The sequence below is a fragment of the Acinetobacter sp. FDAARGOS_494 genome, from assembly GCF_003812225.1.
Taxonomy (GTDB): Bacteria; Pseudomonadota; Gammaproteobacteria; order Pseudomonadales; family Moraxellaceae; genus Acinetobacter; species Acinetobacter baumannii.
Genome location: NZ_CP033866.1, coordinates 1,793,630 through 1,818,458, shown reverse-complemented (window position 1 = coordinate 1,818,458; position 24,829 = coordinate 1,793,630). Strand labels below are relative to the sequence as shown.

Annotated in this window: 16 protein-coding genes; 2 read left to right on the top strand and 14 right to left on the bottom strand. The window is 42.4% G+C overall.

Features of this window, described 5'->3' with window-relative positions; translation table 11 throughout:
- Nucleotides 1-3: 3 nt before the first annotated feature.
- The 7 genes from EG365_RS08755 to abaR all read right to left on the bottom strand — a co-directional run bounded on the left by EG365_RS08755 (nt 4) and on the right by abaR (nt 14,210).
- The gene (locus EG365_RS08755; RefSeq protein ID WP_000191723.1) at nt 4-1,278 is read right to left on the bottom strand and encodes a DUF1302 family protein; all 1,275 of its coding nucleotides are present in this window, start codon (nt 1,276-1,278) and stop codon (nt 4-6) included.
- Entirely contained in the window at nt 1,275-4,925 is a 3,651-nt protein-coding gene (locus tag EG365_RS08750) for an outer membrane lipoprotein-sorting protein (protein ID WP_000256263.1), read from the bottom strand. The genes EG365_RS08755 and EG365_RS08750 overlap by 4 nt, the downstream gene beginning before the upstream one ends.
- 24 nt (nt 4,926-4,949) lie before the next feature.
- Nucleotides 4,950-8,909: a non-ribosomal peptide synthetase gene (locus tag EG365_RS08745; RefSeq protein WP_001060980.1), complete on the bottom strand. Its 3,960-nt coding sequence runs from the start codon at nt 8,907-8,909 to the stop codon at nt 4,950-4,952.
- Nucleotides 8,906-9,166: an acyl carrier protein gene (locus tag EG365_RS08740; protein WP_001030690.1), complete on the bottom strand. Its 261-nt coding sequence runs from the start codon at nt 9,164-9,166 to the stop codon at nt 8,906-8,908. Before EG365_RS08740 ends, EG365_RS08745 begins: the two co-directional genes overlap by 4 nt.
- Nucleotides 9,163-10,938 carry an acyl-CoA dehydrogenase gene (locus EG365_RS08735; RefSeq protein ID WP_002000465.1) on the bottom strand — a complete coding sequence of 592 codons (1,776 nt, stop codon included), beginning with the start codon at nt 10,936-10,938 and terminating at the stop codon, nt 9,163-9,165. Before EG365_RS08735 ends, EG365_RS08740 begins: the two co-directional genes overlap by 4 nt.
- Before the next feature lie 50 nt (nt 10,939-10,988).
- Nucleotides 10,989-12,878: a fatty acyl-AMP ligase gene (locus EG365_RS08730; protein WP_000279942.1), complete on the bottom strand. Its 1,890-nt coding sequence runs from the start codon at nt 12,876-12,878 to the stop codon at nt 10,989-10,991.
- Nucleotides 12,879-13,493: 615 nt separating this feature from the next.
- Nucleotides 13,494-14,210 (bottom strand): LuxR family transcriptional regulator AbaR, encoded by a 717-nt coding sequence (abaR, locus tag EG365_RS08725; protein WP_000446790.1) that lies wholly within the window; start codon nt 14,208-14,210, stop codon nt 13,494-13,496.
- 760 nt (nt 14,211-14,970) lie between these two features.
- On the opposite strand from abaR, the gene EG365_RS08720 reads away from it, so the two are divergent.
- Both EG365_RS08720 and abaI read left to right on the top strand, forming a co-directional pair.
- Nucleotides 14,971-15,387, top strand: a complete 417-nt coding sequence (locus tag EG365_RS08720; RefSeq protein WP_000253656.1) for a DUF4902 domain-containing protein — start codon at nt 14,971-14,973, stop codon at nt 15,385-15,387.
- Between the two features lie 63 nt (nt 15,388-15,450).
- A complete protein-coding gene (abaI, locus tag EG365_RS08715; RefSeq protein WP_002023245.1) occupies nt 15,451-16,017 on the top strand; it encodes an acyl-homoserine-lactone synthase AbaI in 567 nt (188 codons plus the stop codon).
- Between the two features lie 92 nt (nt 16,018-16,109).
- Here the strand turns inward: abaI and EG365_RS08710 are convergent, their stop codons facing one another.
- The 7 genes from EG365_RS08710 to EG365_RS08680 form a co-directional block, all read right to left on the bottom strand.
- Entirely contained in the window at nt 16,110-17,462 is a 1,353-nt protein-coding gene (locus EG365_RS08710; protein ID WP_001193289.1) for an MFS transporter, read from the bottom strand.
- A 119-nt stretch (nt 17,463-17,581) separates the two neighbouring features.
- Nucleotides 17,582-18,607 (bottom strand): enoyl-CoA hydratase/isomerase family protein, encoded by a 1,026-nt coding sequence (locus EG365_RS08705; protein ID WP_001091042.1) that lies wholly within the window; start codon nt 18,605-18,607, stop codon nt 17,582-17,584.
- A gap of 12 nt (nt 18,608-18,619) precedes the next feature.
- A complete protein-coding gene (locus EG365_RS08700; protein WP_001198686.1) occupies nt 18,620-19,393 on the bottom strand; it encodes an enoyl-CoA hydratase in 774 nt (257 codons plus the stop codon).
- Nucleotides 19,394-19,414: 21 nt separating this feature from the next.
- The gene (locus EG365_RS08695; protein WP_001160766.1) at nt 19,415-20,542 is read right to left on the bottom strand and encodes an acyl-CoA dehydrogenase family protein; all 1,128 of its coding nucleotides are present in this window, start codon (nt 20,540-20,542) and stop codon (nt 19,415-19,417) included.
- Nucleotides 20,543-20,553: 11 nt separating this feature from the next.
- Nucleotides 20,554-22,203 (bottom strand): AMP-binding protein, encoded by a 1,650-nt coding sequence (locus EG365_RS08690; protein ID WP_000969579.1) that lies wholly within the window; start codon nt 22,201-22,203, stop codon nt 20,554-20,556.
- An 81-nt stretch (nt 22,204-22,284) separates the two neighbouring features.
- Nucleotides 22,285-23,175: a 3-hydroxyisobutyrate dehydrogenase gene (gene mmsB / locus EG365_RS08685; RefSeq protein WP_001017308.1), complete on the bottom strand. Its 891-nt coding sequence runs from the start codon at nt 23,173-23,175 to the stop codon at nt 22,285-22,287.
- Between the two features lie 11 nt (nt 23,176-23,186).
- Nucleotides 23,187-24,704, bottom strand: coding sequence for a CoA-acylating methylmalonate-semialdehyde dehydrogenase (locus tag EG365_RS08680; RefSeq protein ID WP_001092383.1), 1,518 nt, complete (start codon nt 24,702-24,704; stop codon nt 23,187-23,189).
- Nucleotides 24,705-24,829: the final 125 nt, after the last annotated feature.

The following is a 24,829-nucleotide window of genomic DNA, read 5'->3' as shown; positions in this document are numbered from 1 at the left end:
ATCTTAAAAGTTATATCGAACCTGGGCATACACCAGACTGTTATCTCTAAATTGTCCTAGTACCGTATCATTTCTGCCCCAGAAGCGATCTCCACCTGCATTTAACTGCCAGTGATCATTGAGGTTGTAGTTAATACGTACTCTCAACAATTCATTAGGCTCTGGTGCAAAATAGAATCCTGTAAACTCTAACTTTAAATTGTCATTCAATAGGTTAAGCGCATAACGCAGCATAGCTCCATACTGATCTTGCTCATATTGATCACTAATCGTTTGCTGATAACGGTAGACTGTACTCAATGATGGATTTGTTAGGCTATCGGCAGATTTAAAGTCTTCTGTATGCTTATACACGCCTACTAAACTCAGCGTAGAATTTTTTAATGACCATTCCGGCCCCATAACTATAGTTAAATTATTTTTCTTATGGGTAAGATCTTCGCTGCCATTCGAGTCAGTCTTTGTATATGCAGCTTCACCGCGCCATACGAGATCGTTATGGTTATAACTGAAATCAAACCCATAGACAGACATAGGATTATTTTTCAGTTGCAATGTGGCCTCCCCTGTTGGAGACGCTGAAAGAACTGACAGATCAGGCATATGATCTAAACCTGAGAAATACGATGCCCCTACATCTAGACCATCTACGGAATAATCCCAACGCATTGCAAATGCAGGACGGCTCTTACGGTCTATGTCATACTGAACACCAGCAATCTGACGCAATGGAATCACATCTGAACGACTACGCGGATACCACAATGCCGTCCATTTATTGGTTCCAGATTCAGGAATATACGTCAATTTGATTGCATCATTTCCTAGACGTTGATCTGTCTCGTCTGGTACTAGACGCGTATAGTCACGGGGCGATAGGTTATCCGTTGGGTTAATTCCATCCGCTCTCCCCCAGACGACAATCTGACGACCAACATCGACATAGACGGTCTGGTCCCAATTATATGACGCATACAACTCACGTAAGTTACGATTTACCTTACTCACCTGATCTGGGTTTACAGTGTGGTCCGTTTCGTCTGAAACCACTATGTCGTAATGCAGCTTAAATGCAGGGTTAAATTTGAGTGTACCATTGGACCAGAAACTTGCTTGCCCAATGTTTTTTAACGAACTTAAATCACGATCTGATGACCACACATCGAGTCTAGCTGAGTTTTGGCTCACAAAACTCATTTCGCTGTCATCTGCATAAGTATGCTGCAGTAGCATAAAGCTACTGCAGCATACAAATACCCAATAGGCACCTTGCGTCATTTCTCAAGACTCTGCGGTGAGAAAAGCTTATCGGACAAGGTTTTTTCTGCCGCAAAATCATTGACGATCACTTGCGTCATATGTTGAGTTTGCAGATTCTTCGCCATAGATTTCATGGCCTGCCATCTTGGTTTCACTTTGCCGTAAGGACGGATATCGGTGAATTCAATATGTTTTAATGGTTTGCCTGCTGTATCCCAAATGTCGATGGTTGCTGTAACAAAGTTGTCTTTGAGTATGCACATACGACGTTTGCTATAACCAAAGTCACTCTTCACCGTATTATTGATTGGTGTTGCTTCAATCATGTAGCAATCTTTGCCATTAAATTTGCCATCTGCAAGTTTCGTGTATTTCCAGTCACTGAGCTTATAGCCAAGGACATCACCATAACTAAAGTCCGTACCAATAAAAGCATCACCCTTATTCGCTGATGCAAGACGGCGTACTTTTTTCAATGCAGGCAAATAGACAAACATACTATCGCTGCCTTTTGCATTTTCAATTAACAGCGTCGTGGTTCCTTGGACATCTGCTGGCGAGATAAACTCAGTCAAACGCATGTTGTTCTGAGTATTTCCAGCAAGCTTGGTCATATTTTTAGTTAAACGTACACGTTGCTCGCCATTTTTAGAGGTCAAAATAAATTTGGCGCTAGCTGTTGAAGACAAGAACTTAGAGGCATCATCACTACGATTAACAATATCTTGAACTTCATCTGCATGAGATGTTTTAGGCATCGACATTGTGAGCACTGTACCCAACAAAAGGCTTGTCACCACAGTTTGTGCAACAGGTATGCTCTTCTTCTTTGAAGAAAAGATAAAACGAGGTTTTAATATTAGAATCATTGTAGGTACCATAATTAAGGTTGCAAATACACTGAAAAGCATCGCAATCACAATAAACATTGCGAGCCATTGATGGACGTGAAAGCCTTGTGATAAGGACAATACGCCATACCCACCAGCAACCGCAGTCGCGACAAAAAGAGAAGCCTTACCAGCAGTACTTAAGGTTTTACGGATAGCATCTTTGATATCGCCGCCTTCTTCGCGCAAGATTTCACGCAAGCGATAGAGGAAGTAGATGGCATAATCCGCACCAATACCTACAGCCATGGCCGAGATGAGAGAGTTCGGAATATTGAGCGGAATGTCGAGCCAGCCCATCACACCAAAGATGGCAAGAATTGAGAACAGAAGTGGTGTAAGAACAATCAGTCCCGCTGAAATCGAACGGAAGACCAGTGCTGAAATAAAGAATACGGCAAATGAAATTTGTAGAATGTTCATGAGCTTGCCGTGAACCATCGTTTCAGTTAAGGCAATGGTTTGCGTCACGTCACCACCAAAACTTACTACAGCCTTGTCGCCCAACTGACCCGCCATATATGTTTTTAGCGACTCAAGGATTTCTTTGATGCGGTGATTACTACCTGTTTTTAGCAGAATCGTGATCTTGGCATAACGCTGAGTTGTATCAATGTAAGATTCAAAATCAGTCGGCTCACCAGACATTGAATACAACAGCAGATACTGAGCAACAATATCTTTGGTTGCTGGAACCTGAAAGGCCTGTGGCTGATCAGCATTCATTGCCTGATTCATTCGTTTGATATAGTCCACGATAGAGATGGTTTTACCGACCTCTGGAATTGAGTTCGCGAACTTTTCTGTATTATCAATCGCTTTTAGGATTTCAGGGTTTTCAATACCATCACGAACTTTGGTATCAACCATAATGTAAAGGCTGTTTGTGCCACCGAGAGACTGATTCAAGAATCTGTCGTCTTGTTGCATTGGTAAGTCGCGAGAGAAGAAATTACGGCTATCGTTGTCTACCACAATACGGCTCGTGCCGATAGCAAGTAAGATGCCCATTGCCGCAATCGCAGTCATTAACATCATTCGCGGGCGAACTGACAAAATGACATCACCAATACGGTTTGGAATCCAATCCCAAACTGGCAAGCCTTTGCGTTTGACCTTCACAACCGAAGGTGGCGGCAACATTGAGCGGAGTGCCGGAATAAAAGTCATCTCAATCACCAGCGTACTGATGATCCCAATTCCTGTAAAAATACCAAATGAACGAATCGTGGGAATGTTGAAGGTCAACAGAGAGAAGAATCCAGCCGCTGCAATACCACCAGCCAACACCATAACCGGACCAACACGAACCAAAGACTGCACTACAGCTTCGCTATTGGCAGCTTTAGGCTCCATCCCTTGAGCAATCAGGCGATCAAAATCTTCATAGTAGCGCTTGAGCAACTGCACGGCATGCCCTGCCGCGATGGCCAGAATCAGAATTGGCGTAGGCGAGTTAAAGATATCCATTGGCTGTTTGAACAAGCCCATCATGCCCATACCCCATGCCACAGCCAACAAAGCTGTAACGAGCGGCAGAATCAAACCTTGCTTGCTGCGGAATGCTTCAAAGTGCAATAAACCAATCACTAATACGGCAATCGGGAACAAGATATTGATACGCTTAGAGTAGTCTTCAGCTTTATCCAGATACACAGGATTGCCACCGACACTGATGGTCATATCTTTAGATTGTTCGCTTTCTACGATTTTATTAATCGGGCCCATCATTTTCTGGAAGCCCTCTGGACTTTCCTCAAGCTCAAGCAAAATCGCAGCAGTGCGTTGATCTTTAGATACCACTGAATTCATATAGGTTGGATTCAGTGCCAGCAGTTTTTTCAGGTGATCGATATCTTCTTGAGTGACTGAACTACTCGGCAATAGTTTCTTGGCATCGAACCCTTCTGCATTCGCCTCGATACCTTTTGCCTGACGTGCAGCCAGACTCATCATCGTGGAACGGACCACGCCCGGTGCATTATCAACTTCTTCGGTAATGCGTTTGACTTTCTCCAATACTTGCGGCTGATAAATATCACCCTGCTTCGGAGTAATACCAATCACGACCATATATTTGGAGCCGAATTTCTTTTCAATCAGCTTGGTCGAGGTGATGTAGGGATGCCCTTTAGGTGCAAGTGCATCTGGGTCAATAATAATTTTTACACCAGATGCCAGATATGCCAGAGCAAGTGTTAAGAGCATCACCACAGTCAAGACAATACGGCGGTGGCTAAGAATCCAACGCGCGTATCTCTCCATCATTTGTTGAGTCTTATGAGGTGGTTTATTGGTTTCGAGAGTTGGTTTATTTTCATTGCCAACTGACTCATAGGCTTCACCCTTCTGAGCCAATGCTTGAAGATTGTCGACATCTTTTTTGAACTGGGCGAGCACCATCTTTTTTAGCAGTGCTGGCGGCAATACACCAAAAAAACTACCTGGTTCAGCTTCAAACACCCATTCAATCCATGTACCTTCCGGATGTGGTTTGAAACGGTAAGTACCTGTGTAGTGAAAGGGTCCCTCCACTACTTTAAACGCATACAATTCGTTCGGTACTAGATGTGTAATTTCACCTTTAAAGGACATTTCACGACCAATAAAGCTAAAACCAATCTCGTACTTACTGCCCACACGCGGAGTACTGTCTAGCAGTTCAGAATGTTTACACGATAATTGCCAACCTGCATCATTGGCTGGGTTTGCAAGGTAGTTGAAAATCTTGTCAATCTTGGCCGGTATGAGGAAAGCATGTTCTATGGTCACCATAGTGGTTCTACCTTCTTATATTTCTTATGCAGGAATTGGGTACATCTGATCAATTGTCTGGGCTACAGCTACGACATTCTCAGCGTACATAATTGATGAGTGGTCACCAGGCAAATCGACTTGTGTCAACGTGTCTTTGACTAGTTGATCCCAACCTAAGCTTTCCCCAAAATCCTCTGGCTCATCTTTGGCCTTAACCAAAAGGATTGGAAAATCTTCTGGGTCTGGGAAATAGGTCTGGAGTGCGATGCCATTCGCCAAATAGGTATCAAAGTAAAGTCGGAAATCTGATGGGTCTGCATCGAGAGGCAGAACATTAATGGCCTTAGCTTCTTTAAGTACATGATCAAACATTTGATCTGGACTCAACTCACGCAAATATTGCGCTGGAATCGTCAACTTTTTGCCATAAGGCGCAGCCAAATCACGGGCAAACCAAGACAAAAGCATGGCATCATCGGCATCTTCAGGTACATTTTCTGGAATTGGAGCACGCGTATCAATCATGACAATTCCTGTGACCTGTTGTCCCATTTGACGCAACTGACGGCTAATCTCGTAGGCAATCGCCCCACCGAAACACCAACCACCGAGGAAATAAGGCCCTTGAGGCTGCATCTTTCGCATTTCAGCAATATAGAGCGTCGCCATTTCTTCAATCGCCACTTCCGCAGCATCTGCTTCAATCAGTCCGGGAGACTGAATAGCACGTAGGGTACGGTTCGGATTAAGATGACGCGAAAGCTCCATATAACAGAAGGTACTGCCACCAATCGGATGGAACAGCCACAGCGGTTGTTCATAGGTTCCACGGCGGAGTTCAATTACGATGGACGGCTTGATTTCTTTATTTTCACGAATGATCTCACCCAGACGTTCTACAGTGGAGTACTGTGCTAATAAAGCAACTGACAGTTCAGTACCGAAAGCCTTTTTGAGATGATTGACAAGCTTCACAGCTAATAGTGAATGCCCACCTAATTCAAAGAAATCATCATGTATACCAACTCTCTTGACAGACAAGATCTGCTCAAAGGTAGTACACAGTTCGATTTCAATCGGATCACGCGGTGCAACATAATCATTGCTCTGCTCAAAGATCGGCTCAGGAAATGCCTTACGATCCAACTTATTGTTAGCCGTCATTGGAAACTCATCCAATCGGATAAACGCACTTGGCACCATATAAACTGGAAGATGGATTTGTAGGATCTTTTTTAAACCAGCAATATCAAGCTCTTGTCCAGTTACATACGCCACCAGTTTCTGGTCGTTGTCAGCTGTAGTTTTAACTAGCACTACTGCGTCTGTAATACCGTCGATTTGTTTGAGAACATTCTCGATTTCACCTAGTTCAATACGGAACCCACGAATCTTGACCTGAAAATCCAGACGTCCGTGATGAGTCAAGCGACCATCTGTACGCAGGCAGACTTTATCCCCTGTTCGGTAGAGACGGCCGGCATTTGGTAGAGATGGCAATGTTCTAAATTGGGCATCTGTCAGTTCAGGGCGATGCCAGTAATCAACTGCCAGACCATCACCGCCAATCCAAAGCTCACCCATAACGCCTGGTGGGACTAAACGCTGCTGTTCATCAAGGACATAAAGCTGAGTGTTCGCCAGTGGTTCACCTAAATCAATATACTTTGCATCAGTGATACGAGCCGCACTAGACCACACTGTAGTTTCGGTCGGACCATAGACATTCCATAGACAACCGACTTTACCGAGTAGTTTTTCTGCCAGAATAGTATCTAGCGCTTCGCCTCCACAGAGTGCCGTTAACCCCGCATTGCCGCTCCATTCGCTGTCTAAGAGCATTTTCCAAGTAGCCGGTGTTGCCTGCAGAATATTGATAGGCTTAGCATTTAGATAATCCACCAATTGATTGCCATCTTGTGATACCTCACGTGGGCAAACATGGACCACACCGCCGTACATTAGCGGAATGAGTAATTCAAGAATTGAAATATCAAATGCATACGTGGTGATTGCTAACAACTGAGTTTCAGCAGTTACTTGCAATCTATCATTCATGGATAGCAAGAAATTGATAATTGAAGGATGCCCAATACGGACACCTTTAGGCTTACCTGTCGAGCCTGATGTATACATCACATAAGCAATGTCACCAAAGGCAAGCGTCTCGCGCACCTGTTCAAGTGCCACAACACCAGCTTGATTGATATCTAAGCAAGGCATAGAAACGTTAAGAGCATCCATTAACTCGGTTTGAGTCAAGATGACTTTAGGTTCGGCATCCTCAATGATGTTCTGTAGACGTTCAGTTGGGAAATTAGGATCCAGTGGCACATAAGCTGCACCTGCCGCCCAGATTCCAAGGATTGCTGCTGGCAATAACGCTGTGCGGTCTAACATTAGACCTACACGATCACCTTGAGTAATACCGTGTGCACGCAAATATTCAGCAATACCCGCAATATGTTGACCTAACTCACGATAGCTAACCGTATGATCGTTTGAGGTCAAAGCATGATTGTCACCACGCTCATCAATCTGCTTGAGAATCATTGCGAATAGATCATGCTGAGCATAATCAGTCACCTTTCCACGGAGAGCCTCGAACTGAATGCCATCTTTATAATCAGGAGCGATATCTAGCTCAACGATCTTACGTTCAGGGTGAGCCACCATCTCTGATAGTACAGCTTGCAGCAGTTGCACCATATTCTCGGCAGACTGCGCAGAAAATAGATCAGTGTTGTATTTCAATACACCAACGAGTTCACCTTGATATTCACCGCCCATTTCCAGCGTAATATCCAACTGTCCTTCTTGCTGGCGAACCGGAAAACTTCCTAACGTCAAATCTTGTCCAACCAAAGTGGCCGGAGTCTGGATTGGTAGGAGTAGTTCTTTAAACTCATCCATACCACCCAGACGTTCCCAGAACATTCCTATCTGAGCCAATGGATTAATACTTCCATCACGTTTTGGTGCGACAGCTTCAACTACTCTAGAAAAGGCAACTTTTTGATGTTTGAGGCTTTGTCTTAATTGTTCCTGAACCTGTTGCGTAAATTGACGTAAAGTCTGATCAGCATCGATGTCTATGTGAATAGCAATCGTGTTGACAAACTGACCCAATGCATTACGTAAAGAACGTTCAAGTCGACCTGCTACGGGCGTAGCAATCACTAGATTATTTTCATTAGATAGTTTGTGCAGCAAAATATAAAAGCCAGATAGCACAAGCCCGAACAATGTGATCTCATAATCTTTTGCTAAGTTTACAAGACCAGATGACACTGACTCAGGCACACGGAAAACCAGTGAACTACCTTTATGTTGCTGTACGGCTGGACGGGGGTAATCAAGCGGAATGCTATGCACATGTGGTGCATGCTTCAGTGCATTTTTCCAGAAAATTAAGCTCTCATCAGTATCATCAATCACGCTGCTCTGCTGCTTATCGGCATACTGTGCAAACTCGATTCCGTTCACTGCATCCGACTCTGCAACGAGTCCAAAACGTTTGCTAACGTCTCGCAGCAATAGACCAATTGACCAAAAATCCATGAGCGCATGATGAATCACAAATGCGATTACATAATGATTTTGACCGCGTTCATAACAATGAATACGCCATAACGGTGGCTGAGTCAGGTCAAATGGCTGCTTGGTGTCCTGTTCAACCAATTGCGTCAAATCAGAAGTTTCAATATGACGAGCATCAGAAAAGATGATATTCGGGTACACGCGATCCCAGATGAGTTGCTCAATTCCCTGATCATTGGCTGGCATGCTTACGCGCAGTAGCGGATAATCATGCATTACCGCTTCTAGTATTTCTATTGGCTTGTTACCTAATGGTTGGTTAACCTTCACATCAAAGGCCACCACCATATTGTAGGCACTGCAAGTTGGCTCAAGACGTTGGATATACCAAATGCCAAGCTGCTCTGCAGAAATCGCATGACGCGACAGAACTTCCGGTTCTAGTCGTGCAAGGTTGTTCATGAAGCAACTCCCTGCTGCAACTCAGAAACAAGATATTCAGCCAACGCATTGATTGTTGGGTAATCCCATAATAGTGTTGGCTCAAGTTCTAATTTCGTCAGATCTTCTAAATCCCCAGACACAGACAAAGCAACAATCGAATCAAGACCATAACTGGTAAATTTTTGATCTGGATCAATCGTCTCAGGCTCTACGCGCATCTCTTTAGCGACTAGCGTACGAATGATTGCGCTCCAGTAAGCTTTATCTTTATTCATGGGGTAATCTCCTTTTTAACCGGTTTGGCATCACGCGGTGCCAGTGCAAAATCGATGACAGATAACATGTGATTGGTTGAAATTCGGTCCAGCAGATCTGCCAATGTGCTTTCACGTAGTGACGTCATAGGAGGAGCTGTCTGCCCTTCAGCAGCATTTAAGAAAATGATCAGCCATGCACCATTCTGTAAAGCAGGCCTTAAACCATGGCGGTTAAAAACCCAGAAACCCAACACAGCAATACGAGCGAATAACTCGGCATAGTTACGGGCAAGACTGAAGCGCATCGTTTCAAACTCCTTGCTTTGCTCAGAATTTGAAAAGTAGTCCTGAATTTTTTGATCCAATGAACGCTGTTCAACAAGAAGCTGGTTTGCTCGCTCATGTAGCGTAGCTAGCGTCTCAGCAGACAACCCAACTGTGACATTAGAGTCGTTGAGCATTTCGATGATTGTTTCGAGTGATTCCATCACCAAGTCACCATCTCGGTTGAAAATCTCAAGCTCACGGAAATCAATAGCACCTGTCTCTACCTGTAAGTCATATAACTGGCGATAGCGTGCTTTCGCTTCAGCTTGATTGAGATGGTCGGCTTTTTTACTGCGCCCTTTATTGGCAGATTTGAGCTGAAAACTCAGACTGTCTAGACAGACGGTGCTACTACCGTCAAACACACTGACAATCAGATGGTCCCTGAATGCTTTCTGGAACATTCCATCTGCATATGCATTTCTTAAGAAAAAACGTGACCCAAGCACTGAGGATGTGATTTTGGCAAGCGACTCTACATATTCAGGCACCAGTACCTTGACGATTGGTGACCATGTACTGAACTGATTGATACAAACGTGTAACCCTCGCGCACCAACAAGTGATAACACCTCCGCTGCTAAAAGGTAGGCATAAGCTGTAGCGAGTTGCTCACGTACCAACGGTATGCTGATTACTTTTTTGTTATATAACTCGCGTTCAATCGCAAACTCGGTTGCGATGCGTAGCATCGTATCGCCAGCGCCTAGAGAGAAACTACTGCAATATGCACGTGTTACCTGTAGAGTTTTGAGTCCAAGTTCTAACCCCTGGCCTTCTTCACCGATCAGGGCATCTTTATGAATTTCAGCGTTATTAAAACCAATACCGCTGATATCTAAACCACGCATGCCCACTGTTGGCAGGCGGTTCAGGCTATACGTACCTTTAGAAGCCATATGACGCTTATCGAGCCAGAATGCACTTAAACTACGTGGTCCACGATCGTTCGATGTTTTAGCGATTAGACTTAAAGAGTCACCTAGAGTGGCGCGATTGATCGACCATTTCTCGCCATTTAAGACGTACTTACTGTCGGAAGGTTGCGCAGTCACTTCACTAGATAACAGGTCAGCACCATGCGCTTTCTCACTATAAGCCAGCGCTGGAGCAGCACCACTTAAAATTCGGTTAGCGATGTTTTGGCATTGGCTCTCATTACCACCGATCCATACGATCACAGACCAAGCATTCGTGCTATAGGTCGAATTGATGGTCAGATCGCGTCGTGCCAACACGCGATGCAGATATAACAACTCTTCACCAATTTCCATACGGCCTCCAAGCTCTGAAGGCACATAAAAACGGTTCATACCCACAGCATTCAGAAAATCAACAGCTCGCTGAGGGTATTGCTCTTTCTCATCGCGCTCGATAGCTGCGGACCAAGAAAAATCATTATTGGTATCATGTACGGAGCCTAAAATTTGCTCCAGACGAGCAGCAGATTGAAACTGCCGCAAATTGGACGTAAGTGACATGGATTTTCACTCAAAGATTTAAAAGATAAGGGTTAAAACAAAGCACTTTTCAGACGATTAAAAATCAGCGTGCGTACTTCACGTTCCTTGATCATTGAGTTGAGTAGATTGGAGCTATAACGAATCAGCTGCCCCCGCTGCTCACGATCACGGATGACGTCTAAGCCGTTCTTGACATAGTTTCGAGCAATCACCGTTCTACGGTTTGGATGGGTTAAACAGACCAGTTGACCGCGTTCGATCTGCTCTTTAATTTTTCTTCTTCTAATTTTGCCGCTAGTGGTCTTATTTATTCGGCCTTGGTGCAGTAAATAGACACCGTCTACAGGCAAGCCAATATCAGCCGCCACTTGTTCTTTAACTTGAGTTCTGATGGTTTCAAAATTAAGTGTTTTATCTAAGGACTTTTTCTTAATCTCAAGTACAACCGTAACCCCTTCAGAATCAGCAAAGTTCACTGCCGCAACACAACCTTTACGAACAGCAGGATGTGCCATCTCAACAGAGCATTCGATATCTTGCGGATAATAGTTTTTGCCACGAATGATAATCACATCCTTAAGGCGGCCGGTTATATAAAGGTCTCCGTTTTTGATAAAGCCCATATCACCCGTTCTTAAGTAGTGTACTTGGCTAGGTTGTCCCGCCTCATCAAGGATCGTTGCTTCAAAGGTTTCCCGATTAACTTCCGGCTTTTGCCAGTAACCTGCAGTGACACTCTCACCTGCTAGCCAGATTTCACCGACTTCATGAGCCGCTACCTCTTTACGGGTATGAGGATTAACGATACGACAATCAATATGTTTCGAGATCTTGCCACAACTCACTACTTGCACGGCTGTCTGATCTTGGCTGGTCTGTACCAAATGGGCATTTAACTTGTCACGATCAAGTGAAATTGCATTGAGAGGGCCAGTTACGCCACTGACTAAGAGCGTCACTTCTGCCAAGCCATAACATGGCAAGAAAGTATCAAGTCGGAGCCTTGATTGTGTATTGAACTTCTCCATGAAGCGTTGCATAACATGGGCCTTGATCGGCTCGGCACCATTAAACAGCACACGCACACGGCTTAGATCAAGCGCTGCAGCCTCCTCATCAGTGATGCGATGTAGGCACAATTCATAGGCAAAGTTTGGTCCACCACTAATCGTGACGCCTTTTTCACTAATAAATTGTAGCCATTTAAGAGGTTTTCGAATGAAGTCCAGCGGCGACATGACATAACAAGTCAGTCCCACATATACGGTTTGCAAAACCGAGCCAATCAACCCCATATCGTGGTAAACAGGCAGCCACGTCAGGCCAACATCTTCTGGTTGTGTACCAAAAGCTTCGGCAATCATGACTTCATTGGCCATAATATTTTTATGAGTAACAATTACGCCTTTAGGCCAGCCTGTTGAGCCTGAGGTATATTGAAGGAAGCAGATATCTTTTTCAGTAATAAGCGGAAAATCTTTTTCCACCAAGTCACGCTGCAATTCGGCATCAACAGCATGTAATATCAAATTTTCATTTTGAGCTTTTAGTGTGATAAGACCTGCGAGCTCAAGAATCTTTTTTGTCGTGAGTACAATCTTAGGCTCACAGTCATTCATAATATTCAAAATATTAGAAAAACCATTACGGTTAAACGGTAAGCTGACTGGTACTGCAATAATTTTAGCTTTCAGACAGGCAAAGAACGATACGATAAAGTCCAACCCAGGTTCGAACAGCAATACGGCACGGTCACCACTGTCTACAATACTCATTAATATTTGGGCTTGATGTTGAACTCGCTCATTCAAATCTGCATATGTCAGAGATTGAATACCACCAGACTGGCGTCCCAAATACTCAAAAGCGATCTTATTTCCATTTAATTTTGCGTGGGATTCCAAAGTTGCAATGATATTATCCGTACACATTACAGCCATAACTTACTCCGATTAATTATAATTAACCTTTAAAATCTGCTAATTCAGAAACGACATTTCTTGCTAGGTTTCTTAATAAAGAATAAATATACTTTTTATTTAAAATATAAATTCACATTATATTTTATGTGTGAGTGTTATTTATTACACCTGTAAGTGTTTACAGGTTAGTGGTCTCTTATCGAAAATTAAGAAGCTAAATCCTTTATATGAATCATTTTTTGTTCAGTTATATATTTTCAATTTCTTATCATTATTTAAAATTAGCGTCCCACCTATTCTTAATTTAGATACGCACAAGCCAAGATTTTGAAGGTTTTTACTCTTAAACAGTTTCTTTTTTATTACTTTTAACTATAGAGTAAATATTTTCAAAAATTTATAAAAAAATATAGATTAAAAATCAAACTATTATATTTATATAGGCACATATAAAAAATAAATATTTAAGAATACAGCATAAACATAAATAAAAAATTTTATTTTAATATTGAGATATACTTATTATATTTCCTTAAATCTAAAATATTTAATTAACTTAAATCAATCATATAAAACTTAAAATTATTTATTTCTTTTAATTTTAATATTAAAGTCCTGTGTTATTTATACTCTCTACAAAAGCCCTAGCATTACAGCTCGAATAGCTGCTGAAATTTTATTATTTACATTTAACTTTTGCATGGAATTACTGAGATGGAAATTTACGGTTCTTTCAGTTACCCCAAGAATCTGAGCTATTTCTGCTGACGTTTTGCCTTCGGCAGTCCAACGTAATGCCTCTTTTTCCCTGTTCGTTAAATAAAGATTGAATTTAGCAAACTCTACATCATTTACTATTTTAGCAATGCTGGAATGCACTGTTTGAGTTAACCAGTACATATTCGTATATTGTGCTTTTTGCTCTTTTTCTGATAACTGGTCGTTGGATCTTGCCAGTGTTAGCATTCCTCGGGTCCCAATAAAATCACGGCTTGACTGAGCCCAACCGACATTTAAACCATAAGAACGCGCTTCCTCCCAAAAATCTTTTTCTGCCTGTGTCTTTGCAGATTGACTCGACCAAACAAGAGGTTGAAGTGATACCATACAATGCTGCACAGTTGGATCTATCTTCACATATTGCCGTTCCACATAACGTTTCTGCCATGCTTCTGGATAATTATTCAACATAATCGTTTTTGGTTCAGCAATAGATAAGGGTGATTGCATACCATAAGCGCAATAGTCAAATCCGAGCCTTGATGCGGTAGATTTAACGATCTCAAACAACTGGTATTCATTTTTTACCACCAAAAATGCTGATAATAAATCCTCTTGCCAACTTTCCATTTGCTCTCATTAGACTCCATTCACAGACTATTTTTTATTCGGTTGCATATTGTGAATCCAAGCAATCAAATTGAAGTGTAGGTCTAATCTTTTACCGTAATTTCAATAAAGTCCTTCAAAAATCTAAAAGATTCTGAAGTTGCTAAATATATTTTCGGTGCCTACTCTTCTATTAGAGCTCTCAATTAAAGATTTTGAATTCATCATCCAATTAACAACACTTTTAAGCCCGAAATGGTTGCAAATTATTCAGATAAACTAGATGTCTGAAAGCTTTCAAGGTTGTTATATTTCATGCGCAGATTATGCTTTAAAAATTAAAATTTACACGATGCATTTTATTCCAAAATATATATTTTTTTAATTTATAAAGAGGTCGACCACTTAATCTTTATAGTATGCTTTTATTAATTTAATTAAATAATATTGTCTATCAATTATTCGATATCTCCAATTTTCTTATTTTTTATATATAAAAACTAAAAATAATTATAATATTTTAAAAACCAATCAATTACTGTAGAAATCCCTATACTTGTAATTATTATTTGAGTAGTAGCAATATTGACTATCTAATAAGCTCCAACGAAGGAGTCTCTTTAAAAAAAATAACTTTTTACCCGAAAATTTCTCTAATAAGAAGAGCTTAAAGATGTGCTAACAAATTACAGTTAACCTGTTAAATATAACAGTATTTTATTGGCAAAAATTTATGTTATTTATTCATTAAATCTTAATTTAGGGTACTTAAGCAGGTAGCATGGTTAGCATACCCCCTCATTTCTCTATCTCAATAGATGGTTTTATTCGAATGAATGAAAACCAACTCATGAGTTATCCTCTCCAACACATCATCTCTACCGTTGAATCTAGACATACTGAAGCGTCTCAAATTTTCTATTATGGTTTTACTGAATGGGCAACTTCACAAACTCCAGCTATAAGTACCGGATGGGATTGGGAACTCATTGAGAATAATGGCATCACTACCGTAAAACGAGTGGGGTTACCTCGAAGCAATATCATGATTGTTGATGTATCTGGTATGGATATCGGATTTGATATTAATGAAACATTACTCGAGAAAAAAATAGATACTTTGTTCTGGGAACCGTTTATTTATGCCCAAATCAATACGTCCTTAACCGAGTCTTCATTAACTCAAACCTTCTCTTAGAAACCTGTAAATTCTTACAGTTACCGCCTTTCCAGCTGTTCAGTAAAGTCACTTGAAAAATAAGTGGAAGCACTTGTAATGAATATTATTGCTGGATTTCAAAACAATTTTTCAGAAGGCCTATATACCAAATTTAAAAGTTACCGCTACAGGGTATTTGTTGAATATTTGGGTTGGGAGTTGAACTGTCCAAACAATGAAGAACTAGATCAATTTGATAAAGTCGATACAGCTTATGTCGTGGCTCAAGACAGAGAATCTAATATCATTGGTTGTGCCAGATTACTACCCACCACACAACCCTATTTACTCGGGGAAATATTTCCCCAACTTCTCAATGGAATGCCTATTCCCTGCTCACCAGAAATTTGGGAATTATCAAGGTTTTCAGCCGTAGATTTTTCAAATCCGCCTTCCTCTAGCAGTCAGGCTGTGTCATCACCTGTCTCAATTGCAATTCTGCAAGAAGCAATCAACTTTGCAAGAGAACAAGGCGCAAAACAACTCATTACGACTTCTCCTCTTGGAGTAGAACGTTTATTACGTGCTGCGGGTTTTCGTGCCCATCGTGCAGGTCCACCAATGACGATTGATGGATATTCGATGTTTGCATGCTTGATTGATATCTAATTTCTTATATAAGACTCATGCCTATCCATGGGGCATGAGTCCTAATTTTTACATAGCAATCTATACATATGACCGAGCAAGATGAGTGCATATCAATCAATCTTGGTTTTTAGATTTAGGTTTGCTTTCTTATAATAAGTCTCATCCTTTTTATAGCTCCAATCACGCGGCATAAATGATGTCGATATAATCGCAACTACAGCCATACTTCCGATATAAAACATAATTAAATATGGATTGCCTTGCCCAATACTGAGCAGTTTAGTGGCAATCATAGGAGCTAAACCACCACCCAAAACACCTGCCAACTGTACCGAAATCGAAATACCGCTATAACGAATTTCAGCAGGAAATTGACGAGCAAAAAGCTGAGCTTGTGGCGCATACATAATCGGGAACACCACACCAATTGCCAAAACAATTGCCGTCCAGACCAGTACCGGATCTTTGGTATTGAGCATGCTAAAAAATGGATAAGAATAAAGTGCCAATACACATAGACCAAACATAAACATATTGCGTTGACCGACTTTATCGGACAAATGTCCGCATAACGGTGTCATAAATAAAATCACGGCTGCACCGCAAATAGTGGCAAATAAAATGTCTTGTCGTGGAATACCTAATTGTGTGGTGGTGTAAGCTAACGTAAAGGTTGAAGCAATATAGAACCATGCATTTTCAGCAGCTCTCGCCAAAATAATAGTGATAAGTTGTTTTGGATGGTTTTTAAAAACCTGAAAGGCCGGAACTTTGACTTCTTCGGACTGTTGTTTTACTTTCTCAAAGTCTGGTGACTCAGGCACTTTTACACGAATATACCAACCCACTGCCAGTAAAATAATGCTGGCAAGAAATGGTAATCGCCAGCCCCAGCTAAACAATGCTTGCTCAGGTAATAATGACACCAGTCCTAGTGCGATTGAGGCGAGCATTAAGCCCCCACCGGTACTGGCTTGAGGTAAACTTCCCCAGAACCCTTTACCACCTTCAGGTGCATGTTCTACTGCCATAAGCACGGCACCGCCCCACTCACCGCCCATGGCCATACCTTGAATAAATCGCAAGATCACCAAACCAATTGCAGCCCAATATCCAATTGATTCGTAAGTCGGTAATAGGCCAATCAATACGGTTGGAATTCCCATGAGCATCAGCGTTAGCAACAACATTGACTTACGGCCAATCTTGTCACCGAAATGGCCAAAGACTAAACCACCTAAAGGCCGCCCAATAAACCCAACAGCATAGGTTGCAAATGCTGCAAGCACACCTGTAAGTGGGTCCAGATTTGGGAAAAATAACTTGTTAAAAATGAGGGCTGCTGCTGCACCATAAACAAAAAAGTCATACCACTCAATCGTGGTGCCGACCATGCTAGAGATGCCTGCTAATCGATGTGACGACTTTTTAGGATGTGAACCGTTTCCATGTATTGTTTGCATCGTAATGTCCTTTTTAGATTTTCTTGTTTTGTCTTTTTATGCTTATGATCTGTCCTGACCATAAGCATGTTCAGGTCTCGCTTGATCTCCTTAAGCTTTTTATATGTTTGAAAAATGGTTTAGCTTAGTTTTTCTAAAATTTGTTCCAGCTCAGGATTACGTTCTTGCCACCGTGGTTGTCTATCTTTATCAACAATGAGCGCACGAACGCCCTCAATAAAGTCACCATGCTCAAACCAGATATCCTGTAAGTCACGCTCAAGCTGCATACACTGCTGTAGTGAAAGTCCACGGCCTAAATGTTGCAGTTTCAAGCTGGTTTGTTTGGCAATAAATGAACGCTGCTGCAAAATACTAAGCATTTTACTCGCCCAAGTCTTTAAGCTCTCATCCTTTTCATTTTCAAGGCTTTGTTCGATCTCATCTAAATGCTGATATCCGAAGTGTTTACGGATACCTTCTGCCAACTGTTTGAGCTCACTTTCGGCAGGACGAGTAATAAATCGGGTAATGATGTGTTCAATTCCCTCTTTGCTTAAGCTTGGCGCTTCGACGAGAGCGTCTTGTAAAGCTTGTAACTGCTCGCTTGGCACATGGTAGTCAATTAAGTCGAGATAGAGCGCATCACTACTGCTGATCTGCTCACCCGTAATTGCCATATAAACGCCAATATCATCAAGGCGAGACAGGAAATGAGTTGCGCCAACGTCCGGGAAAAAACCAATCGCTGTTTCAGGCATGGCAAATCTGGACTTTTCACTGCTTACCACAATGTGACACGCCTGAGCCAAGCCAAAACCACCACCTAATACATAGCCATCAAGCACAACGATGATTGGCTTTTCATATTCGCGCAGTGTATTGAGCATTTTATATTCGGCACTAAAGTAGCCTTTGTAATCGGCTGTGCCATTTTTATAACTGTCGTAGAGATAGCGAATATCGCCACCTGCACAGAAGGCTTTTGGGCTATTTGATTTGATTAAGATCGCCTGAACAGCAGCATCATTTCGCCACAACTCCAATTGGGCGCCAATTCCTTCAATCATATCTAACGACAATGCATTAAGATGAGTCACACGATCTAAGGTGATCACGCCAAGCTTACCTTGTCGCTCAATCATTAAGTGATTTTCTGTATTCATTTTATTGATCTCTTACTGATTTTTAAAATTTGCCTGCCGTTTTTCAACAAATGCCTGCATGCCTTCTTTTTGGTCCGTAGTTGCAAAAATGGAGTGGAACATGCGACGTTCAAAACGTAAACCTTCGGTGAGATTCACCTCAAAAGCTCGGTTAATGGTTTCTTTGAGCATCACGTTTGCAGTTAAAGACCGTGCTGCGATTTTTTCAGCGGCTTGTAAAGTTTGTTCAAGTAATTCTTCTTTACTAAACACACGTGCAACCAAACCACTTTGTTCTGCCTCTACTGCGCCCATTTGACGAGCGGTAAGGCACATTTCCATTGCTTTAGCTTTACCAATGGCATGGGTTAATCGTTGTGTCCCACCAATACCCGGAATTACCCCTAAAGTGACTTCGGGTAAACCAAACTTGGCGTTATCAGCACAATAAATAAAGTCACACATGAGTGCTAATTCACAGCCACCACCCAATGCATAGCCACTCACCGCAGCAATTAAAGGTTTACGGCGCTGTGCAATACGGTCTGCAAGATGAAAAAAGTCATCTAAATAAATATCGGGAAATGCCAAATCGGCCATTTCTTTAATGTCGGCCCCTGCGGCAAAAGCTTTTTCTGAGCCGGCTAATACGATGCAGCCAATTTCGCGATCTTTTTCGAGTTGATCTAATGCCTGATTAATTTCGCTAATTAATTCACTATTTAAGGCATTGAGCGCTTGAGGGCGATTTAATGTAATCAATCCAACCCCATTACGCTTTTCTAATAAAATACTTTGCCACTGCATTATTTATTCCTTGTTCTGATTTTATAGACTACGTGCAATCACTAAACGTTGAATATCACTGGTGCCTTCGTAAATTTGACAAATACGCGCATCACGATAAATACGTTCAATTGGAAAGTCTCTGAGATAGCCATAACCACCAAACACTTGTAGCGCACTCGAGCACACACGTTCCGTCATTTCTGAAGCAAATAGCTTGGCCATTGAGGCTTCGTTGAGACACGGTTGACCTGCTTCTTTGAGACGTGCAGCGTAGTGAACCAGTTGTCTCGCTGCTTCGATTTCTGTTGCCATGCTAGCAAGACGAAATGCGATGGTTTGATGCTCAAAAATTGGTTTTCCAAAAGTAATACGCTCTTTGGCATAGCGAGTTGCTTCTTCGAGCGCCGCACGTGCTAGACCGACTGCTTGTGCAGCAATACCAATACGTCCACCTTCTAAATTGGCGAGAGCAATTTTCAGGCCTTCACCTTCTTTACCCAGCATGAGACTTTTATGGATGCGTACATCTGTCAGCGCAATTTGGCAGGTATCTGAAGCATGCAGACCCAGTTTTTCTTCAACGCGAATCACTTCATAACCCGGTGTCTCGCGAGGAACTAAAAAGGCACTAATGCCCTTTTTACCTGCGCTCGGATCGGTCACAGCAAACACGATAATGACGCCGGCATTATTACCCGAGGTAATAAATTGCTTGGCACCATTTAAAATGTAATCGTCACCATCTTTTACCGCACGGGTCTTGATGGCTGCTGCATCTGAGCCAGTATGCGGTTCGGTTAAGGCAAAAGCTCCAATCATTTCACCTTGTGCCAAAGGTTTTAAAAAGCGCTCTTTTTGCTCGTCAGTCCCAAATTTTAAAATAGGCACACAACCAACCGAGTTATGTACACTCATAATGGTCGAGGTTGCACCATCCGCTGCTGCAACTTCCTCGAGTGCCAGTACATAGGCTAAGTTACCCGTGTCTGAACCACCCCATTCCTCTGAAACAAGCATTCCCATAAAACCGAGTTGTCCCATTTGAGTCAGAGTTTCTTTTGGAAAAGTTCCATCTCGATCCCAATCACTGGCATTAGGCTTGATTTGTTCTTGGGCGAAACTTTTCGCCATATCACGAATGAGTAATTGTTCTTCGGTAAATTGCATTATTATTTCCTTTACCCTGCTTTAGCTTGTTGTTTAGCAATTTCTTGATTACGCAATAAAAAGCGCTGAATTTTGCCACTTGGAGTTTTAGGTAATTCACTCACAAATTCAACTAATCGTGGGTAAGCATGAGCAGAAAGTCGTCTTTTAACAAACTGGCTGAGTTCTTCAGCAAGCGCATCTGAAGGTTGTATGCCCGCAGCTAAAATTACAAAAGCCTTAACCACTTCAGTGCGATCCGGATCAGGCACGCCTATTACTGCGGCTTCAATCACAGCGTCGTGTTCAAGTAGTGCGCTTTCTACATCGAAAGGTCCAATACGATAACCCGATGTGGTGATCACATCATCGCTACGGCCGACAAAGCTCATACTGCCATCGGCATGTAGCTCGGCAGTATCACCCGTTAAGTAGTAATGACCGATGAAAGGTGATTTACGACTTTCTTTATAGCCACCAAACCACATCATTGGAGATTGGCTAATGTCGACTGCTAAAATTCCCGGTGTGTCTGGCGGAAGTTCTTCACCTTGTTCATTAACAATCGCAACACGATAGCCCGGACTTGGAAAACCTGCTGAACCAGCATGAATTTCATGTTTTAAACCATGATGATTACACACCACCATGCCCACTTCAGTTTGCCCATAGTGGTCATAAATTGGAGCATCAAGGACCTGTTTAAACCAACGAATTACTTCTGGATTTAGCGGCTCTCCTGCACTACTCACCACACGGAATTGTCCTTTTAACGGCGCCATTTGTGCTGGGTCAGCTGCCATCATCATGCGGTAAGCGGTTGGTGCACCTGCCAAGTTGTTAACTTTATAATCTTTCACAATTTGGCATAGACTATCGGTACTAAAACCGCCTTCATAGAACAAAGTGGCATGGCCTAAAAATAACGGTCCAGTAATCGCATAGTACAACCCATACGCCCAACCCGGATCTGCAATATTCCAGAATGAATCCTCTTCGGTTAAACCAATGGCATCTTGCATATATCGACCAAAAGCAATCAATGCTTTTAGTGGCACTTCCAATGGTTTCGCTGGTCCTGTAGTGCCAGACGTAAACATAAGCAAGAAAGGATCTTGGATGCTGCGCATGACTAGATCACATTGATCAGACTGCTGCTTCACTTCATTCCAGAAATTAAAATCACCTGCTTTAAGCGGAGTACCTTGTGCATCAGCCACTGTCATAATTGCAGGGCACTTTTCAATTTCGTCGAGCTTGCTACGGTTGCCCATATCGGTCACCACTAGCTTACTTTGAGCAAGTTGAATACGGTGCTCAATCGCTTTGGGACCAAAGGCAGTAAATAGGGGTTGATACACCGCACCAATTCTCCAAGCCGCCAAAATAGTCACAATCAGTTCAGGTGTTCTTGGCAATAAGCCTGAAATACGGTCACCCGCTTTTACACCTTGTGATTTTAAAAAGTTAGCAAACTGACTCGACCATTCTTTTAGTTCACGGAAGGTATATTGTTCTTTGCGACCGTCTTTTCCTTGCCAGTACAGCGCGATCTTGTCGCCATCTGCATGTCTATCACAACATTCATAACATGCGTTCAGTGCATCGAGTGAACCTGACAACATCTGTTTAGCAGTGCTTTCCAAATCGAAAGCCTGTACAGCATTTTGATAATCCATCATATCTTTTCCCTCAGTCCGGATTTGTTGTTATTCACGACAGGGTTTGATTTATTCGTTTAAAGCCATCCTTTGGCTTTACCGTTATGCCTCTTGTGGCAGGTATTGTTGAATAATGCTCGAGAAATCGAGATGAGCATTACCACGCATACACATTTGCTGATAAAGCTGTTGCACCATACCACCTAACAAAACCGGCTGTTTCACTTGGCCTGCGGCTTCTACAGCGAGTCCTAAATCTTTTAGCATTAGCTGTGTCGCAAAACCGTCTTGATAGCCTCGAGATGCGGGCGCATTTTCATTAATATGTGGCCATGGGTTACATACATCCGAACTCCAGCAACGGCCACTTGAAGTATTAATTACACCTGCCAATGCTTGTGGGTCGATGCCTAACTTCACACCGAGTGCCATGCCTTCGGCCACCGCAGCCATTGAAATTCCTAAAATCAGGTTGTTGCAGATTTTGGCAATTTGACCTGCACCGACATCACCACAGTGAACAATATTTTTGCCCATGTGGCTGAGCACAGGTTTCACCTCATTAAAGGTTTGTTCATCAGCACCAACCATGAAGGTTAAGGTTCCTGCTTGAGCACCAATGGTTCCACCAGAAACTGGTGCATCACAAATTTTAATATTTTTACTCTGTGCAACAGCAGCAATGTCTTTAATGGTTTGCGGGTCAATGGTGCTGCTATCAATGCATAAGCTACCTGCTTTTAGCACTTCCAAGACACCATTTTCACCCAAGTAAACCTCTTTAACATGCTTCGCCGCAGGCAACATGGTAATGACCACATCTGCTTGTTTAGCTGCATTCTGTGGGCTGTCGCAGACCACACCACCTGCCTCGGCGAAGTGCTGAATAGCAACTTCACTGAGGTCGTAACCATAAACTTTGAGTCCGGCTTTTAGTAGGTTTTGGGCCATTCTGCCGCCCATATTACCTAGACCGATAAAGGCGATATTCATCCGTGATCCCCTTAACGTAAACTAATGGTTGTATTTACACCGCCAACTTCATGGCTATCTTCAAACCAGCGACTGGTAATCGTTTTGGTTTGGGTATAGAACTGCACAGCCTGTTTGCCGTATGGTCCTAAATCACCTAGTTTTGAGCCTCTTGAGCCGGTAAAACTAAAGAAAGGCACTGGTACAGGAATTGGAATATTGATACCGACTTGGCCAATATCGATGAGGTTTTGGAAAGTACGTGCAATGGCACCGCTTTGTGTGAATAGACCTACACCGTTACCAAATGGATTGGCATTGATCAAAGCAATCGCTTCATCGAGTGTATCGACACAAATAATTGAAAGTACCGGGCCAAAGATTTCTTCTTTATAAATACGCATGTCGGTATTTACGCCACTAAAAATCGTGGCACCCACAAAGTTACCTGACTCATAACCTTGTACTTGAACATTGCGACCATCGAGTAGTAACTCTGCACCTTGCTCAACACCGCTATTAATCAAGTCAATTACACGCGCTTTGGCACGTTTTGAAATCACTGGACCAATGTCAGTATTTGGTTCATGACCTGCATTTACTTTTAGAGTTTTGGCTTTTTCAACTAACTCTTGAATCCACTGTTTACTGTCACCAACCATCACTGCAACCGACAATGCCATACAACGTTGTCCCGCTGCACCGAATGCTGCACCTACTAAAGCGTTTAAGGTTTGTTCCTTATTGGCATCCGGCATCACAACTACATGGTTTTTTGCACCCATCATGGCTTGCACACGTTTGCCATGCTGCCCTGCAAGGTTATAAACATGTGTTCCAACCGCTGTTGAACCTACAAATGAAATCGCTTTAATGTCTTTATGCGTACATAAACGGTCAACCACTTCTTTACCGCCATGCACAACGTTCAGCACACCTGCCGGAATACCTGCTTGAATCGCAAGCTCAACCAACATCATGGTCGATAATGGATCTTGTTCTGATGGTTTTAAGACAAAAGTATTGCCGCACACGATTGCCATTGGGAACATCCAAAGCGGGATCATGGCTGGGAAATTAAACGGCGTAATACCCGCACAAACACCCAAAGGTTGTTGCAAGGTATACGTATCTACACCACGTGCTACACCTTCAACATATTCACCCATTTGTAAAGTACCAACTGAGCAGGCATGTTCAACCACTTCTAGACCACGTTGAATATCACCTTCGGCATCTGCCAAGGTTTTACCTTGTTCAGCCGTCAATACTTGTGCAATGTCTTTCATGTTGGCACGGATCAAGTCTTGTAGCTTGAGCATGATGCGCATACGTGCCTGAATTGGAGTCTGGCGCCACGAAGCAAAAGCATCTTGTGCAGCCTGAATAGCAGCGTCGACTTCTTCAACCGTTGCAAAAGGCACGCGGCCAATCACTTCCTGAGTTGCAGGATTAACAATGTCTTGCCATTCTTGTGTTTTAGATTCGATAAACTGTCCGTTAATAAGTAATTTAGCGGTGTCCAATTCGATTTTCTGGATTGTGTTCATAACCTCTCCGTAGGTCATATTTTTATTGTGTTCAGTTATTAGAAAATACTTTTCTATGTATTTTCTTTATTCAGGTTTTATTTGAGACTAACAAAGAAATCTTTGACCACCAACGCAAATTCATG